General features: G+C 37.6%; 14 protein-coding genes. 5 read left to right on the top strand and 9 right to left on the bottom strand.

Going from position 1 to position 19,031, the window contains the following annotated elements; translation table 11 throughout:
- The first annotated feature begins 621 nt into the window (after positions 1–621).
- Positions 622–876: a DUF6761 family protein gene (locus BMF77_RS14835; protein WP_015083328.1), complete on the top strand. Its 255-nt coding sequence runs from the start codon at positions 622–624 to the stop codon at positions 874–876.
- 259 nt (positions 877–1,135) lie between these two features.
- On the opposite strand, the gene BMF77_RS14830 is transcribed toward BMF77_RS14835, so the two are convergent.
- From BMF77_RS14830 to BMF77_RS14805, 6 genes are all read right to left on the bottom strand, one after another.
- Positions 1,136–1,957 carry a hypothetical protein gene (locus tag BMF77_RS14830; RefSeq protein WP_174782945.1) on the bottom strand — a complete coding sequence of 274 codons (822 nt, stop codon included), beginning with the start codon at positions 1,955–1,957 and terminating at the stop codon, positions 1,136–1,138.
- Entirely contained in the window at positions 1,935–6,239 is a 4,305-nt protein-coding gene (locus BMF77_RS14825; RefSeq protein WP_148763800.1) for an AAA domain-containing protein, read from the bottom strand. The genes BMF77_RS14830 and BMF77_RS14825 overlap by 23 nt, the downstream gene beginning before the upstream one ends.
- Positions 6,240–6,333: 94 nt before the next feature.
- Positions 6,334–6,657: a Grx4 family monothiol glutaredoxin gene (grxD, locus tag BMF77_RS14820; protein WP_148763798.1), complete on the bottom strand. Its 324-nt coding sequence runs from the start codon at positions 6,655–6,657 to the stop codon at positions 6,334–6,336.
- A gap of 80 nt (positions 6,658–6,737) precedes the next feature.
- Positions 6,738–6,989, bottom strand: a complete 252-nt coding sequence (locus BMF77_RS14815; RefSeq protein WP_148763796.1) for a BolA family protein — start codon at positions 6,987–6,989, stop codon at positions 6,738–6,740.
- Between the two features lie 78 nt (positions 6,990–7,067).
- Positions 7,068–7,688 (bottom strand): hypothetical protein, encoded by a 621-nt coding sequence (locus BMF77_RS14810; protein ID WP_371735627.1) that lies wholly within the window; start codon positions 7,686–7,688, stop codon positions 7,068–7,070.
- Positions 7,689–8,034: 346 nt separating this feature from the next.
- Positions 8,035–9,723: an NAD(P)H-quinone oxidoreductase subunit 4 gene (locus BMF77_RS14805; protein WP_148763792.1), complete on the bottom strand. Its 1,689-nt coding sequence runs from the start codon at positions 9,721–9,723 to the stop codon at positions 8,035–8,037.
- A gap of 274 nt (positions 9,724–9,997) precedes the next feature.
- Here BMF77_RS14805 and BMF77_RS14800 point away from each other — a divergent pair, with 274 nt between their 5' ends.
- Entirely contained in the window at positions 9,998–10,804 is an 807-nt protein-coding gene (locus BMF77_RS14800; protein WP_015083321.1) for an inositol monophosphatase family protein, read from the top strand.
- 63 nt (positions 10,805–10,867) lie between these two features.
- Positions 10,868–11,824: an alcohol dehydrogenase catalytic domain-containing protein gene (locus BMF77_RS14795; protein ID WP_148763790.1), complete on the top strand. Its 957-nt coding sequence runs from the start codon at positions 10,868–10,870 to the stop codon at positions 11,822–11,824.
- 61 nt (positions 11,825–11,885) lie between these two features.
- On the opposite strand, the gene BMF77_RS14790 is transcribed toward BMF77_RS14795, so the two are convergent.
- Complete coding sequence (locus BMF77_RS14790; RefSeq protein ID WP_148763788.1) at positions 11,886–12,167, bottom strand: hypothetical protein; 282 nt, start codon at positions 12,165–12,167, stop codon at positions 11,886–11,888.
- Positions 12,168–12,666: 499 nt separating this feature from the next.
- The gene (cimA, locus tag BMF77_RS14785; RefSeq protein WP_148763786.1) at positions 12,667–14,352 is read right to left on the bottom strand and encodes a citramalate synthase; all 1,686 of its coding nucleotides are present in this window, start codon (positions 14,350–14,352) and stop codon (positions 12,667–12,669) included.
- 460 nt (positions 14,353–14,812) lie between these two features.
- Between cimA and BMF77_RS14775 the strand changes: the two genes are divergently transcribed.
- A complete protein-coding gene (locus BMF77_RS14775) occupies positions 14,813–15,274 on the top strand; it encodes a hypothetical protein (RefSeq protein ID WP_148763784.1) in 462 nt (153 codons plus the stop codon).
- Between the two features lie 129 nt (positions 15,275–15,403).
- Complete coding sequence (thiO, locus tag BMF77_RS14770; RefSeq protein WP_148763782.1) at positions 15,404–17,362, top strand: glycine oxidase ThiO; 1,959 nt, start codon at positions 15,404–15,406, stop codon at positions 17,360–17,362.
- Positions 17,363–17,651: 289 nt separating this feature from the next.
- On the opposite strand, the gene BMF77_RS14765 is transcribed toward thiO, so the two are convergent.
- Entirely contained in the window at positions 17,652–18,956 is a 1,305-nt protein-coding gene (locus BMF77_RS14765) for an AAA family ATPase (RefSeq protein WP_148763781.1), read from the bottom strand.
- Positions 18,957–19,031: the final 75 nt, after the last annotated feature.

Here is a 19,031-nt window from a genome sequence, read left to right as displayed (position 1 = left end):
CTACCCCTATTACTTTCTTCTCTTCTCTTCTTTTCTTCTTCTTTTTATTCCTCCTGACTCGGTGACTCCTGACTCGGTGACTCCTGACTCGGTGACTCCTAACTCCTAACCCCTATCATTAAAGTTTATTTTTGGCAATCTGTCCTACTCCTGAAGAGATATGGTAAACTCAATAGAACAATCATTTACCAAAGGGAGTAGCACAAAAATCACACCTGATTACAACCAAAGGGAGAGACAGGTAGTTACTTATCCCGGAAACAGCTAACAAATTCTCAAACTTGATTTTACAAATTTATGCACTAATAGCTAGATTTGTATTCCCGGTGAGAAACGTCTAGAAAATTGGATAAAAATCAATTACCCTTTGTGGTTACAAATAGATAGCTAAGTCCAAGCTATCAGATCAAATCTTTGACAAAAAATCGTAAAAATACCTGACAAAATCACCATATTTCCAATTTTTTGGCGTTAGGATCTAATTAAGTTTTTAGCTGCTGGGGGGTCTCACCCAAGGTGAAAATATTAACTGATGAGTTAATACAGAAGAGGGAAGTGATACTTCATTAAGCGTGAATCATCATCTACAATTCTCATTGCAAAGAGATTAATAAAGCAGTTATGCTCCAAGACACACAAGCAATCCGCTACTACCAAAGACTTACCGACGCCTTCGTCGAATTATGGAATCGCGGTTATCGTATGGATGATATGCGGATGTATTTGGATGGATACCTTGCCGCACTTCGACATAGTAACATCATGGAACCATATTGGATTCATCGCTTAGAAGAGGAAGCCAGCCGTTATTTGCATGATGTATCTAACTTCGCAATGGTTCAGCCGGAACCTGAAAAACAACATGGCTACTACTAAAGGTGCTATCTGATTTTGCTGATTAGCCTATTACCGCTGACAATTATAGCACGATTTTTGCATTCGTCAATGGGGTATAGGGGACGAAATTTGGGAAATACTGCAATTGATATGAAATCAAACCCCTTAGTTTTACATCAACAAGGGGAATTTTTTTGTTTATTCGTCAACCTTAGAAAATAATTAAAACATTTTATGTTTAAAGACAGGTTAATAAAACATTATTATTTACATAAATTTTGAATTTACATTTAACCTTTCAGTTCTGATTAATAATTTCTTGAGATAATTGACACAATTCCTCTAGAGATATCTTTTCTGAATTGTACAATTCTTCAATCTTCTGTGTAGCAACTTCTAAAATTTCCTGACCACTTCTGATTTGAATATTTAATTTATCTTGATTTCCATCATAAATCACAAACAGAGAGATATTTTTATCCATAGTTTGTGTAATCCCTTTGACTTTAAAATCAGTCACAAATTTACCTTCTGCTGGAACATGAAGAGGTAAATTAGAAGATTGAATAATTTCCTGAATATCTGCAAGTTGTAAACTAGAAATTGCGGGAATTTTCGCTTCTATATTCACAAATTCGGCTAAATCTGGCTGCTTAATTACAACATCTTCCAATGATTCATATTGAAATGTAATTTTCCCTGCTAAATTATCAGTAATCGCATAAATTGACACAGAGTATGGAGGTTTAGGGACAGAACCCTGTGCATAAAATAAACTCCCCTCTGCTGTGACAGTAATTTGAGGTGTATCTGCTAGGGTTTGTAAAGATTGCAAATTAGCAATGGTACTTTTAACAAATACAGAATCCAGCCCTAAGATAGATGCTAAATCATTAGCTGTAGGAGGAGGATTAAACTCCATAGCAGCACGAATAATAAACTCTTCTAAGACATTAAATTTGCGGGGTTCTTTAATGGTTAATTCTAAAGAATTTTGAATTACAGTATAGCCAAATTGACGCGCTGCTAAAACTGTTAAACCAGCAGTTTCAGTTTCAATTTTCTCAACTATATATTTCAGATTTTCATCAATTGGTTTAATTACAGAAACAGGAAACATCAATAAAACCTCCATGAGAATTAACAGTTTTGGCAACTTCAGAATACATATTACCTACTGTACCGGGTTTAGTTGTAAATAAATCATGACAACCAACAATTACTAATAATTCTTGTGCGCGGGAAAAAGCCACATTCACCCGTTCTGGTTTATTGGCAAATCCCACATCTCCTTGCTGATTGTTCCTTACCATACTGACAATTACCACCGGTCTTTCCATACCTTGAAATCTATCCACTGTACCTGTTCTAATTTGCAAAGAAGGGAAAAGTTCAGATTGTAAGCGTTCATCAATTTTTCTTAATTGAGCGCCATAAAATGTAATTACAGCTATTTCTTTTTTTGGTTCTCCATTTGCTACTTTATGCACCCAAACCTGCTCAAATTGGTGACAGATACTTTCAATCACATCAACTTCTTTAATATTCAAAAATGAAGTTCCATTGCGTTCTTCTTGAAATTCATTTTCTCTGGGCATTTTTACCCAGCAGAGATGATGGTAAGATTGCATGATTTCTCCTGCTAAATTATGAGCGCGTTTTGTGTCAGGTTCTAAAATCCCACATTCCAATTTACCATGATAAAATTGATTAATTGCGCCCATAATCATCGGGTGCATTCGATATTGAGTATTCAGCATTTTTTTAATGCTTTTATCAGCGGTTTCAAACTGACTTTTAAATAATGATTCTTCTAAAAATTGTAATTCTTCCCTCGTATTCCCCATTGTTTTCGCAACTTCTTCCACAGTGCTAGTATCAAGCATAGGTGGTAATTGCCGATGATCTCCTACCATGACTAATTTTTTACCTTTCAAAGCCGGAATTAGTAACTCTGGAGGAGTGCATTTACTAACTTCATCAATAATCACAACATCAAAAGATTGGAATTCTTCTGAGAAATTATAATTTGCAGCTTGAACACAAGTAATACCAACAACGTTAGCATTATCTAAATAAATCCCTCTGAGGTCTTTACTATCTTGTTCTGAGGGTTGACGAAGTTTTGCAACCCAATCTTGCACAAAATTTTGATATTTGTGCAAATAATTTTCTTCACTTTTTAGCTGTCGTTTCCATGATTTAAATTTATTTTGAATATTGCATAAAGATCCTAAATCTAATAAATCATTATTAGATAATTCTGGTTTTAATTTATCTGGGATTGTTTGCCAAATTGACTGCCACCAATGCCGTTCGCTAATTAAACTAGCTGATAACTGTAATTGTGATTTCTGTTCTAAATCAGATATTTTTATTTGTAATTCTGCAAGTTCTTGTTGATAAATATCAGCTTCTGCTTGGAAATTTGTGAACTCTTGATTTAAAGAGTCTTTAATTGTTTCTAAAACAGTAAAAGGTGCTAATGATAAAATCAGAGTTTCCATTTCATTAATACGATTTTCCCAAAACTTGACTTTTTGGGAAAATTCCTGGGGTTTTTCCCAAATATTTGGTTGTCTAGTCAGATATTTTTCTGCTAAAATCCGTAGTGGTAGGGGGATATTTTGCTGTTTATGAAGTGCTTGTAAGTTATTGATAACTTCTGCAAGTTTTAAATTAGCAGCTTCTTTAGTTTTCTTTACCTGAGATTTAGCTTCAGATATTTGTGCTGATGAAATTTCATTTTCTGGAAGTTCCTGAAATTGCTGTTGTAAAATTTCTAATTGTTGTTCAGCTTCAGTTTTAACTCTTAAAACACATTGACGCGCATGAACTAAGATAATATCTAGTAATTCTTGGGTAATGCGGGTAAGAGTAGCTTCAATGTTATTCCATTCAAAGGACTTACCATAGGTTTTTTCCAATCTAATTAAAAAGACTTGAGTGTTTTCAACTAGCAATTTTCGCTGTTTAGGATTGAGGAGTTGATAATTTTGGAATTTTTGATAGGTTGTTTGCCATTGAATTTGATCAATTTTTGATAAAACTATAGGAATTTGACTAAAACTTTCTTGTAAAAAATAACTAAAATCATGTTTTTTACCTTTTTTATCGGTAAAGTTACCCGCTATTTCATAAGATATGGCTTTTGTTAATACTCCCCAATCTGGTAAACTGATTTGATAATTTTTAGGAACAATAGTTAATTTTAATGTTTTGGCAAACATCAATAAACCTAATGGTAAACCTACCATACTTTCTGTTAATTCAAAATCAGATTCTTGACATTCTTTTAATGCTTGATATAAGTTATTGTAAGCTGTAGATTTCCATTCAACAATGGCTTCAATAATATAATCAATTTCCCGTTTGCGATTTTCCCAAATTTGAATTGTTGTCCGTAAATCGTTTTGGTTATGACAATTTTGATGATCTGTTTCTAATTTCTCCAAAGATACAGAATGCTGCTGGAAAATATAAACTAATTTTGCTACTTCCGAAATAGCTAAACCGACATCATTAGCATCTTTTAATCCCGGTTTAAATGCAGAAATATGAGTTGTGATATTTTTCTGCAACCAAACTGCTAACCCAAATGCACCAAATCCCGGACGAGTAAAACCAAGTTCTTCAATACATTTAATAGCTTGACGCACATTTTCTCGAAAATTCTGTACTTCTTGATTATTTTCTGTATAAGGTTTAATTTGTGGTAAAAAACTGTTGATTTCTGAAGATTCCCAATCTATATTTGTGGCATTTTTGAGAATATTTTCTAACCCAGTAATTAATAATTCAATTTCTTTTTTAGTTACTAAAGTTTGATTATATTCAATTTCTTGATTTTGATAACTTGCTTCTAAATTATCTTTTTCATTTTTGAGTTCATTCTGTTGCTGATTTACTTCTTGTTCTGCCAGAAAATACTCTGTAAATCGTGGTGATAATGGTAATAATTGATTGATAATTCTAATATTTTCGTGACGTTGACTGAGATTATTTTCACAGTCAGTAGCGGTATTTTGTAGCCATGTACCAATTACTTGATCTTCTAAAAATGGCTGTCCTTCTTCCCCAACTTTTTCGGCTCGTCCCTTTCTAATAGCACGAATAACGGGATTGTGAACTAAGCGACTGAGGGCGTTATCAACGGCTAAATTAGCTTGTGAGGTAATTAATGTGCGTCCCCCGCGCAAAGCTACTTGATAGCAAATTTCCGCAATTACGGTAGTTTTTCCTGTACCTGGTGGTCCTTGAATCAGGACTAAATCTTCTGCGGACAGGACTTTTTCAACTGCGGCTTTTTGTCCAGCATTTGCAGAAGATAATAATAAGTCTTTTGAGTTAAGTTTAATCCTTTTGATAATCGGTCTGGCTTGGGAAGCGTCAAAGAGAAAGTTACCTAAATAGGGGTTTTGAGTGCGTCCTTGTTTTAATTGTTCTAAGGCTTTTTCTTTCCGTTCAATTTGTTTGATGTCTCCAGCAGCATCAAAAAATAAGTAACCATTCTTGGGAAGTTGATAATTACCTTTGGCTATATATTCGATGATTTCTCGTTCTAATCGAACATGAATAAAATTATGTTTTTGATCAATTTTTTCAATAGTTCCTAATTGACGACTGTGACGACGATTTCTGTCTGTGGGTACGGAATCTAAAAAGTTAACTTCTTGATTTTTAGCTTTTCTTACCCGTTCCCAAAAGTTTTCTCCACCTAAAATATTCTCTTCAGAACCGTTAAGGGTAGCTGAATTAACTTTAACTTCTAAAGCGATTTGTCGAGAATTTGAGCCATGATGAGAAATTCGGAAAGATACACAAAATTGCCGGGATTTAGCAATGCGTTCTTCAACTTTTAAAAATGCTTTCCAGGCTTTAAGTTGATCTTCTGTGGGGACATGATTTCCGCAAATTGGCATATTTTTAATTTTTGCCAATAATGGTTTGGGAATATCCAAACGATGTTGATGATTGGGACTTAGTCGCAACCAATAGGGTAAAGCATAGCCGTCAATATTTCCCCGCAATTCATGTAATAAATAAGCTGATAAAATTTTAAATCCGCCATGTCCATCTTGACGAATAGCAGCTTTAAATGCTAAAGTTTTTCCTAGCTTTTTCAGTTTTTTTGGTAGTTGAAAGTTTTCTTGATCTGTGGCTATAGTTAGTTCCCAAATCTCTTCTCCTGGTTCTTTTGCAGTTCCTTGACGACGAATATAAAACAAGCCAGGTTGTTTACCAACTAAATCAAATAATAATTCATTAGCACGTTCTCGTCGTTCTCTAAATTCAGGATATAATTGTAGGGATGATTGACCTTCAAGATGGCGAACTAAATTATCAACGGCTGAACCTATAAACGTATAACCACAATCTTCTATCTTTGTTTTATTATTCATAGTTTTGGTAAAAAATATTAGTAATCAATAATGTAATATTAATAAGGATCAGATCCCCGACTTCTTTAAGAAGTCGGGGATCTTGTAGTTGATATTAAGAAGCTAGTGCTACTTCTACCAATTCTTGTAATTCACCTTTGTTGTACATTTCAATCAAAATATCAGAACCGCCAACGAATTGACCATTAATGTATACTTGGGGAATTGTTGGCCAGTTGGAATATTCTTTGATGCCTTGACGAATTTCTTGATCTGCAAGTATGTCAAGGGTTTCAAAGGGAACTCCTAAGGTATTGAGAATTTGGACAACGTTATTAGAGAAACCACATTGGGGCATTAATTTATTGCCCTTCATGAAAACCATAATTTTGTTTTCTTCTACCAAAGTATCAATTCTTTCTTTAAGTTCTGGGGTCATGATTAGTTATTTCCTGCGTTGTTAAAAGTCAAAAGTCAAGACAATTTCAGATTTTGTTTTCTCAAGGCAATCATCTTAAATTAGTTTGTTGCTTGCCAAGCTTCGGGAGTGTAGGTTTTAAGTGCTAAAGCATGAATAGCTTCGCTGGATATAGCTTGTTGCAATGCGCCATAAACTAGTTGGTGTTGTTGCACCATTCCCTTATCTACAAACTGCGATGAAACTACTGTTACCTGATAGTGATCACCACCACCTGTCAAGTCTTGTACTTGCACTTGGGCATCTGGCATTTGTGCCTTGATCATTCCCTCTACCTGTTGCGGACTTATCATCGCAATTCCTGAAAAAACTTACTTCTCTATTATTAACAGATATGTCGCGGTTGGCTGTTGCCTGTTAGCATTTGCCGATTATTTTTTACCTTGACGCGGAAAGGGGGCATCTACAAAACCTAATTCAAATAATTGTTGGTATGCTTTTGTGCCTAATTCTCTGGTGGGGTTTTGACTTTTAATGATTTGCACTAGCAAAGGGATGGCTAATTCTGGCTGATTTTGCGCTCTATGTACTAAGGCTAACTGATAGGTGGCTTCATCTCGCTTTTGGGCAGTTGCTAAAGCATTCTTGCGGTGGGAATCGGCGGTACGAATGTCAATACCTGCAAAACTAGAATTTAGGTCTTGATAAAAGCTTGATAATTGATTATAAACTTGGCGGGCTTCTTGGAGTTTTTTGGCAGCCAGAGGGTAATCTTGACTAGCAACTGCTTGGGCTGATTCTTTGATCAAGCGATCGCCTCCCTCTATACTTAAAAGATTATTACTTATTCCTGTGGGGCTGAGGGTATTAGGCTGATCTGTATTAATAGGTTTTGGTTGTTCCGTAGGTTTGATTTGATTAGCGGGTTTGGCTTGATTAACAGGATTTGATAACTTTTTCCCCTGAGCATAGGCAGGTACCAGCAGACCCAAAACTGCTATGAGTGATAAAAATGTGAAGCGAATTAAGGGAGCAGCATTCATGAGTTTAATTAGTGCAATAATTCTATAGAAAAAGTTGGGAAACCTTGTGTATCTTAACTCTCTTTGTCCTATAGATAAAGTCAGTCACGCGATAACCATTCAAAAATCAGAAGAAAAAATCCCCCAACTAACGCTAGAGGATATGTTCTCCATACTTTGTGTTAGTCTTGACATACTCACCGCACCTTCAGGTGAGGTGATTCTTGACACTTCGCCAGAACCCGCCACAAGTGGTCTTATCGTCCCTCCATGTCCGTTTAAAGTCTCCCAATGCCCTATGGCGACTATGACCAAATTTTAACATAAAGCCGTCCTGGAAGGACGGGGCTTGTGTTCCGTCTTTTCGGTCAGTTACCTATTTTAAAGTTCCCAAAACAGGAGTTAACTCAGTCGCTGGAATCTGCGGATTTAATAATCCACTAGCATAAACACGAGGATTGGTTTGGGAAATAATCGTATAAGATTGGCGAACATGAGCATTGACAGCTACAGTTTTCGCATCATACATTTGCATGGCTACTTTGGGGTAGAAACCAATGCCAATAATCAGCACCAGAAAACAGACAGCAATAAACACTTCACGGGGTCTGGCATCAGTATATACCGTTTCCGTTGGTAAAAGGCAATCTGTACCAAAACAAGCCGTTCCTTCGTCTTCTTGATTTTCCAACCCAGCATTGTTAATATCGCAGATCAGTGCCGCACCAGAACCGTAAAATACTTGACGCAGCATAGAAAGGAGATAAATAGGTGTGAGAATAACTCCCACAGCCGCTAGGAAAACTGTAACGGTGCAGAATGTGGAAGTATAAACATCGCTAGTAGTTATCCCGACAAACACCGAAAGTTCACCGACAAAGCCACTCATTCCCGGTAAAGCCAAAGATGCCATTGCCCCCATTGTAAATAGAGCAAATACCTTTGGCATAGCTTGACCAATCCCACCCATTTCTGACATGACCATTGTGCGGGAACGGTCATAAGTTACACCAGCCAAAAAGAATAACACGGAAGCAATTAAACCATGGGAGATCATTTGCAACATTGCCCCGTTGATACCCAAATCGGTGAAAGAGGCAATTCCTATTAATACAAAACCCATGTGGGAAATGGACGAATAAGCCAAACGCCGTTTCATATTCGTTTGGGCAAAGGAATTTAACGCACCATAGATAATATTGACAACACCGAGAATGACGAGAACGGGGGCAAAGTAAAAATGAGCATCGGCAAGTAGGTCAAGATTCAGGCGAATTAGTCCATATCCACCCATTTTCAACAATACACCCGCCAAAATCATGGATACGGGAGAAGATGCTTCACCGTGGGCATCAGGTAGCCAAGTATGCAAGGGGAAAATCGCCAATTTTACGCCAAAGGCAATTAACAACCCAGCATATAGTAGCAGTTGCAGAGTGAGGGGATATTCTTTTTGTGCGAGTTCTGCAATATCAAAAGTGACATTTCCGCCGCCATATAGCCCCATTGCTAAGGCTGCCACCAAGATAAATATAGAAGCTGCTGCGGTATAAAGTAAGAATTTTGTAGCTGCGTAGCGTCGTCGTTGTCCACCCCAAATACAAACTAGTAAATATACGGGGATTAATTCGACTTCCCACATAATGAAAAATAACAGCAAGTCTTGGGCAACAAATACCCCAACCTGTGCAGAATACAACACAAGCATGAGAAAATAGAACAGCTTTGGTCTGCGGTCAACTTGCCAAGCTGAAAACATCGCCAGTGTGGTAACGAATCCCGCCAAAAGTACCAGTGGGGCGGAAATCCCATCCACAGAAACTGCCCAGTTTAGTCCTATCTGAGGCATCCAGACATAATTTTCTACCAGTTGAAAACCCGCATTACTAGCATCGTAATGTTTCCAAAAGGCATAACACATCAAAATAAAGTCAGCAATACCTACGCCCAGTGCATACCATCTGACAAGTTTGCCGTCTTTATCAGGCAATACAGGAATGACAAAGGATGCTAAAAGTGGAAATAGGACAATTGCGGTAAGCCAGGGAAATTGAGCCGCTATCATGTCAATAGGAAAAAATACTTATTGGTTAATTTTGCTATTGTACTAGACTTTTTAACAATTTCTTTATAAGTTTTTACCCCAGGTTAGCATAAAGGAATATATACATAAATATATCTTATGCTGAGGATTGAGTAGATGAGAAAACGTCTTTATCTGTCTAATGATATAAATTCGCTCTGCTTTTAAGTGAAAAATTTTAGGCTTTTGCTGAGGAGAAATGTGATAAAATCGGTTAATAGTTGACAAATGACAACCGACTAATAACAACTAACAAATGAACGATTTTTGGAATACGATTTTAGAGTTTGCAGAAACCACTACTATCAGAGTGGGAAAACAATTAATGCAGGATTTTGGTAAAGTCCAAGCTTCACAAAAAGCTGATGGTAGCTTGGTAACAAAATCAGATAAATGGGCAGATCAAGAAATTCGAGATGCTATTGTTTCTACTTTCTCCGGTTACGGCATTTTGAGCGAAGAAAGTAATCAAACTTTTCCGAATGCAGAATGGTGTTGGGTAATTGATCCTTTGGATGGTACAACCAACTTTACCAGAGGAATTCCGATTTGGTCTATTTCTCTGGGGTTACTTTATCGAGGAACGCCCATTTTTGGTTATGTTTACGCGCCACCATTAAATCAAGCCTTTCACGGATTTTGGGCGGGTTCATCAGGCTTAACAACGCCAACGGGAGCATTTTTAAATAATCATCCCATTCATACCAGTAAAGATGCTCCCAGCAAAAACCACTTTTTTAACCTTTGTTCTCGCAGTACCGACATTATTCAACCGGGTTTCCCCTGTAAAATTCGGATGTTAGGAGTTGCTAGTTATAACTTTCTTTCCGTCGCAACTGGTGCGGTTTTGGGGGGAATTGAAGCCACACCCAAGGTATGGGATATTGCTGGCGCTTGGGTAATTGTCCAAGCTGCGGGTGGGACGTGGGTATCGCTCAATTCTGAGTCTTTTCCATTATCGCCGGGAATGGATTATAGCGATCGCTCTTTTCCCACAATGGTTGTGAGTAATTCCGATATAGTTCCGATATTTACACCATTTCTAGAAAGTGCAAAACTTTAACAACTGACAACTGACAACTAACAACTGACAACTGACAACTGACAACTGACAACTGAAAAAATTATGAAAGGACTTTGGTTAGAAAATAATCAATTACAATTACGCACCGATATTCCTATTCCTGAACCACTACCAGGAGAGGCTTTGGTGCGGGTTTTGCGGGCGGGAATTTGTAATACTGACCTAGAATTAATTAAAGGTTATTATCCTTATACTGGCATTATCGGCCATGAATTTGTTGGTGTTGTTGAACAAGGTCCCAAACAGTTAATTAATCAAAGAGTCGTGGGTGAAATTAACGCTGCTTGTGGTGATTGTCGTTTTTGTCGGCGGGGACAACCAACACATTGCGAAAATCGGACAGTTTTAGGAATTGTTAACCGTCATGGTGCATTTGCAGAATATCTATCTTTACCTATTGAGAATTTGCATCTTGTTCCTGAAAATGTATCTACAGCAGCCGCAACTTTTACTGAACCCATAGCCGCAGCTTTGGAAATTCAACAACAAATACAAATATGTAAAGATGACCGAGTATTAGTAGTTGGAGATGGTAAACTGGGACAATTAATAGCCCAAACTTTAGCCTTAACAGGTTGTGAATTATTAGTAGTTGGAAGACATAAAGATAAATTAGTAAATTTAGCAGCGAAAGGAATTAAAACTGGTTTCGCTGATAGCGTCACTGATAGATACTTTGATATCTCTGTTGATTGTACAGGAAATCCTGAAGGTTTTAATATTGCTCGTCGGGCTTTACGTCCTCGTGGTATATTAATCTTAAAAAGCACCTATGCGGGAAATCTCAGTTTAGATGCTTCTGCTTTAGTGGTAGATGAAATCACTCTCATTGGTTCTCGTTGTGGTCCCTTTGTTCCAGCATTGGAATTGTTAGCGACGGGAAAGGTAGATGTTCAATCTTTAATTGATAGTCATTATCCACTTTCTCAAGGTTTAGCAGCTTTTGAGAAAGCCAAAACTAAAGGAGTTTTAAAAGTGTTGTTAGAAATGAGTTTGTAATCAGAATTGATAGGATTAAGATATCAACAGATTTTAACGCCATACCTGGATCTGCATAATATCAAAATGATAGTCGTAGTGTATTTGGTGGTAATGATTGTGAATATATTTGTTCTGCGAGAATTTGATCATGATTTACCGATGTATCCAAAAATCCACTTCCTTTATTTACAGAAGTAAAGTTTATTGGTTTTTTTGGTGGTAAATAACCACGTTGACCCAGAAATTCCATGATGGCATTTTCAATAATATCATTAGCAGGTAACACATTTTCCTGATCGTTAATATAACTATTCAGTGCATTTGCTAATGTATCTGGTAATGTGATATTTAGGGCTTGCATAGGCTGTTATTGCAAATTATATCTATATTATATTATTGTGAGCAGTATAATCTTCAAGATTTAAAAATTTACAGGATTATTAATGGATAATTCATTCATTTTGACTACATATATTTTAATTTTGAATATTCTGGGTTGTGAGATATCTAAATTCTTTCCCATATCTTCTCATTTATCAATATTAATTGTATCAGAAATCGGTTATCTTTAGATGCAAATTAACATCCTGTAAATCCTTTAATTCTGTAAATCCTGAGAGGTTGTTTGAAAAGTATTAGATGAAACCGATAATCTCCAAAAACCTAACCCCCCAGCCCCCCTTCCCTACGAGGGAAGGGGGGTTTCAAAGCCTCTCCCCGCTTAGGGGAGAGGTTTGGAGAGGGGTTTGTTTGTACATTAAAAACTTTTCAAACATCCTCTGATATGGCTACGCCACGCTACGCTATCAGACATTAATCAGGTAGAGACATTAAACATCTCTACCAAAATTTATGAACCTCTAAACTTCCAACGCCTTTTCAGCTTGGAAATGCAGCAATAACCCATATTCCAAACCTTCAACCACAGCTTGATAAGAAGCCTCCAAAATATTGCTAGAAACTCCTACAGTAGTCCAGCGTTGTTGACCATTACCTGATTCTACCAAAGCGCGAGTTTTAGCAGATGTTCCCGTATTTCCATTGAGAATTCTCACCTTATAATCAGTCAATTCAAAATCAGCAATTTGGGGATAAAAATTCACTAAAGCCTTCCGCAAAGCGGCATCCAAAGCGGCTACTGGTCCATTACCTTCTGCGGCTTCGAGAATATTTTTACCATTAACAGCGACTTTCACAGTTGCTAAAGAATTAGTAGATTCCTTCATTTCCACCAAATCACAATGGACTTGAAAACCTTGAACTTCAAAAAACTGCTGACGACAGGATAAAGCCTCATACATCAAAAGAATAAAACTAGCTTCTGCGGCTTCAAATTGATAGCCTTGACTTTCCAATTCCTTCATGCGGTGAAGAATTTGTCTAGCTTGGGGATGATCCTTATCTAATTCAATCCCACAACTGCGAGCTTTAGCTAAGACATTACTTAAACCAGACTGTTCAGAAATGACAATCCGGCGGTGATTTCCGACCAATTGCGGTTGAATATGTTCATAGGTTAAAGGATTCCGTGCCACCGCAGAGACATGAATTCCACCTTTATGAGCAAAAGCCGAAAGTCCCACAAAAGGTGCGTGTTCGTCAGGTGCGAGATTAACAACTTCACTGACAAACCGACTAGCTTCTGTAAGCTGATTTAGCTGGTGTTCACCGATACAACTATAACCCAGCTTTAGCTGTAAATTGGGAATCACAGAACACAGATTTGCATTACCGCAACGTTCCCCATAACCGTTAATTGTTCCTTGTACCATTCTAGCTCCAGCCATAACTGCCACTAAGGCATTCGCCACCGCCATTTCTGAATCATTATGAGTATGTATTCCTATTTGGGGAATTTTTTCTTGACAACTAACCCCTTCGGGGTTCGTCAGTCGCTCATGGGGGAAACCCCCAAGACCGCGCTGACTCACAACTGACAACTGACCACTGACAACTGACACAATTTGCGAAACTTCATGAGGTAAAGTCCCACCATTGGTATCACATAAAACTAACCATTCTGCACCTGCTGTGACTGCTGCTGTCAACGTCTGTAAAGCATAATCAGGATTTTGCTTATAACCATCAAACCAATGTTCAGCATCGTAAATTACTCGCCGTCCTTGAGAACGCAAATACTCGATTGTGTCGCCAATCATGGCTAGATTTTCCGCCAGACTGGTCTTGAGTCCGGCTGTAACGTGCAAATCCCAAGATTTACCGAAAATTGTCACCCAGCGCGTATCTGCCGCCAAAATCGCTTGGAGCATGGGTTCATCTACCGCTTTGGTATGAGGACGACGGGTGGAACAAAAAGGGACAACTTCTGCTTGTTTGAGGGGATTTGCTTGAAGTTGCTCGAAGAATTGGACATCTTTGGGATTTGCTCCCGGCCAACCACCTTCAATAAAGGGTATACCCAATTCATCAAGTTTGTGAGCAATGCGTAACTTATCTTCTATGGACACTGACAGTCCTTCTCGTTGAGTTCCGTCGCGGAGAGTAGTGTCATAGATCCAAAGTTGATTTGAGGGAGTTGTGGTCATAAAAATTGGGTGAACCGTTGGTTCAACACTGACACCTGAGAGACAAATTTGCGGCGATGTGCCAATATACAACAAAACGCTATTTCGGTAATTTCAATATCCCTCAGTTAGTAAGGCCAAGTAAATTAATTGAGTGTAAAGAAGAGGCTGGGGATAAGGTACAGAGAGATGATCAACTGTGGAGGCATTGGCACTTATGGTACTTATGCGGTTACAGTAGAAAGTGAGGTGTCCGCAGTGAATTGGACTGAGCAAACACAGCGATAGCGTTCGCAAAGCGTCCCGGAGGGAACTAGCACAATCTAGGAATCGCTTCCTCCCCATTCTCCTACAAACGGCCTGGGTTTAACTTGCCAAATTCAGGTTTTAGGTGATGTCAAAGTAACTAAATTTTATGGGTTTTGGGGTCAAGGTTCTCAATTAGTTTAGATACCAGAAGGTTAACAAGGAGAGAAACAAGATGGGTAGATGGACACCCTTGATTTTAATGGCTGGCGGCGTAGCAATTTTGCTAGGTACGTTACTGGGAATTAATTTTCCTATGGGCGGACAACAAACTGCTAATGTTCCCCAAGGACGCAAAGAATCTAGCGTTCTTCCCGCTAATATTAATGTTAATAGTGCTGCAAATGGGAATGATTCGGAAAATACTAGTAGTAATGAGTCAGAAACTTCCAGCGGAAACAATTCTAATTCTGCCAGTGAAAACCCTCGGAATACCCGTGTAGCTCAAAGTAATGCTTCTACAGAGACTACCAACAATTCTGCTAATACTACACAAGAAACAAGTGATAGTAATAAAAGTTCCAGTTCTACAAATGACAGTTCCAGTTCTGACAATGAAACTTCTACTACAGAACGTAATTCAAATTCTGGTAGCAATACCAATCAAAACAAAGCACCAATTCGGGCTTTGTGGTAACTAGGGAAAAATTTAGTTAGAGGTCAAAGGTCAAAATTAAAAAACTCATGACCAATGACCAATTTCCACCCCCTCTGAGCCATTTATGAGTTATTAGTTATTTACTAATAACTAATTGACTAATGACTAATGACTAATGATGTTTTAATTATTGGTGGTGGTATTATCGGGTTGGCTTGCGGTGTTGAACTCAAATTACGGGGTGCAAATGTAACTGTAATTTGCCGTGATTTTACTGCCGCAGCCAGCCATGCCGCAGCGGGAATGTTAGCGCCTGATGCGGAAAATATTACTAATGAGGCGATGTTGTCTTTATGTCGGCGATCGCGTAATTTATATTTAGACTGGACGGAAAAATTAACAAAATTAACCGCCAAAAAAGATTTAAACAATACAGGTTATTGGCCTTGCGGTATCCTCGCACCATTGTATCAACAACCTGAAAACCGGGAACACAAAAACGCTAACTGGTTAGATAAAAATACGATTAACCAATATCAAACAGGTTTGGGTGCAGATGTGGTTGGTGGCTGGTGGTATCCTGAAGATGGGCAAGTTGATAACAGGGCTTTAATGAAAGTTCTGCGAACTGCGGCTACCTCTTTGGGTGTTGTTTTCCAAGATGGAATTACCGTAGAAGCGATTTCTCAACAACAGGGAAAAGTTATTGGTGTACAAACTAATACTGGGTTACTTCGCGCTGATCATTATCTTTTAACTGCTGGTGCTTGGACGAATCAATTATTACCTTTACCAGTGCGTCCCCGCAAAGGACAAATGTTGAGTGTGCGAGTCCCGGACTTTGTGACTGAATTACCTTTAACCAGGGTGTTGTTTGGTGAAGATATTTATATTGTTCCCCGCCGCGATCGCTCTATCATTATTGGTGCAACTAGCGAAGATGTAGGATTTACTGCCCATAATACCCCTGGGGGCATTCAAAGTTTATTACAATCAGCTATACGACTATATCCCCAACTAGAGAATTATCCTCTACAAGAACTTTGGTGGGGATTTCGTCCCGCTACTCCCGATGAATTCCCTATTTTGGGTCATAGTTATTGTAGTAACTTAACCTTGGCTACTGGTCATCACCGCAATGGCATTTTACTTGCACCAATTACAGCCACATTAATTGCTGATTTGATTTGTGAACAAAAAGCAGATCCTCTTTTAGCTAATTTTCATTATTCTCGCTTTTCTACTGTGTCATCTACTACTACACCAATGTTAATTCACGCGACTCCTGCCACTAACGGACACCGTAACCCAGAAATATCAGATTTAATTGTTCCCGATTCACCATTAATTATTGCCGGCAAAAGCTTCAAATCTCGGTTAATGACGGGAACCGGTAAATATCGCAATATCCGAGAAATGCAGCAAAGTGTCGCTGCTAGTGGTTGTCAAATTGTCACGGTAGCTGTGCGACGGGTACAAACCAACGCCCCAGGACATGAAGGTTTAGCAGAGGCACTAGATTGGAGTAAAATCTGGATGTTACCCAATACCGCTGGCTGTCAAACCGCAGAAGAAGCGGTGCGAGTGGCCCGGTTAGGACGAGAAATGGCCAAGTTATTGGGACAGGAAGATAATAATTTTGTTAAGTTAGAAGTAATACCTGATGCTAAATATTTACTACCTGATCCCATTGGTACTTTACAAGCTGCAGAACAGTTGGTAAAAGAGGGTTTCGCTGTATTGCCTTATATTAATGCTGATCCCATGTTAGCCAAGCGACTAGAAGAGGTGGGTTGTGCCACGGTTATGCCTTTGGCTGCCCCTATTGGTTCGGGACAAGGACTGCAAACAACTGCCAATATTCAGATTATTATTGAAAATGCCCATATTCCCGTAGTGGTAGATGCCGGCATTGGTGCGCCCTCTGAGGCTGCTGAGGCGATGGAATTGGGGGCGGATGCGTTATTAATTAATAGTGCGATCGCTCTGGCTGAAAATGCCCCAGGAATGGCTTATGCGATGAATCTGGCTACTATTGCCGGTCGCATGGCTTATTTGGCAGGAAGAATGCCCATGAAGGATTACGCTAGTGCTAGTTCTCCTGTGACGGGGACGATTACGGGTTAGTTTTGTTGTCCTCAGATCCCCGACTTCTTGAAGAAGTCGGGGATCTAAATTTGTACAATTCTTGCCCACTTTTGTCAGCAATTCTCATTTTGAAAAAAATCAGGTTAGAATTGCGGATTATATGGATTACGCGGGAAAAAGGTCTGAATCACGGATTAGACGGATTGCGCTGATTTCACGGATTTTAGTCAATACTCTTGTTTATTCCCAGAATCTTTAACAACTATGGTTTTTCTTGTATCACAAAATTCCTGACATTCACTTTCTCTAAAAAAATCGTTACACATAGTTATTCATCCAGATTGAATAAATCATTAAATCTGTCGTTGATTATACTGGACGCGCTATCTATTTTTTCAGCTTGAATTAATTTTAGTTCTTCATCAATAATTGATTCATAGCCATTTTCTGAGATAAAGTAAGCTGAAATGCGATTTGGATCAATCCAACTTTTACTATTAACAATACTTTCTACTGCTTCTCTTTCATCACCTATTTTATTTTTACCGACTTGATAAGCATATAAAAGATTATTGAATGATGATAAAATATAGGGACTGTGGGTAGTTATAATTACTTGATTATTATAAACATTTGCTAATAAACCAATTAGTTCCACCATATCGCTTTGGGTTTCAGGATAAAGGTGTGCTTCCGGTTCTTCAAAAACCATAAATACACTTGTTTTATCTAAGATATATCGAAATATCAACAACAAAATCCACACAGATTCTTGTTGTCCAGAAGAAGCATATTGTAGTTTTATATATTTTTCATTGTTAATATAAATTCTTTCTTTATCAGTATCATTGTTAAATCTATATTCACCTTTGAGAATTTTTCTTAATAAATCCGGCAAGTTAGAACCTATATCATTAGAAATATTCCTATTTTGAATAACAGTATTTAAATCATCTGTAAAGTAAGTTTTTAATAAATTAATTCGTCTTACAAAAGATTGTGTGAAGTAGTCTAAAACGTTGGGATTGTTGATATCTTGTAGTTGATTTGTTAGTGTGGACATCAAACTTCTACCAGCAGGAACAAATACAGAAGAGTGTTTTTCCTCAAATATATTATCAAGGCGCGATTTAAAGTTTTTAAACTGCAATCTTCTGTCTGATTCCAATTCTCGTAATTCTTCTAATGATTTAAACTTATGCTGTTGTTCTTTAGAAATGATTTTGTAATTTAAAATCTCTGTAATTAGCAAACTTAATTCGTTTTCCAGAATATTACTTAATTTCATTTTTGGAATAACAAAAGATTGAGATTTATTTTTGTAAATGGTTACTTGTCTTGTTGGTGAATATTGATATGCAACTCTAAAACAATCACAATCCAATGAAAGATCGAAATTATCTAAAAAATTACCTACCAGATGACTTAGTAGGTTTAAGAGAGGTTCAGAAGAAGTCATATCATTATCATGTATATAATTAAGAATTTCATCTTTTAAAGATTTAAATATAAAAATAGATTTACTAATTGTACTTTTACCACTTGCTTGGGGTCCAATTAACAGCATGACATCTGTTACATCAGTCTCAAATTTTTTAACGGGTCCGAAATTTTCTATAGAAATTCTTTGCATAATTTTGATATTTTAATTGAGATTAACTATTAAAAGTAGGGTGTGTTACGCTGTTGCTAATACACCCCTACAAAT

The organism is Dolichospermum sp. UHCC 0315A, assembly GCF_008121535.1.
In the GTDB taxonomy this organism is placed as follows: Bacteria; Cyanobacteriota; Cyanobacteriia; order Cyanobacteriales; family Nostocaceae; genus Dolichospermum; species Dolichospermum lemmermannii.
The sequence above is the reverse complement of the archived record's forward strand: the minus strand, read 5'-3'. Positions and strand labels throughout refer to the sequence as shown.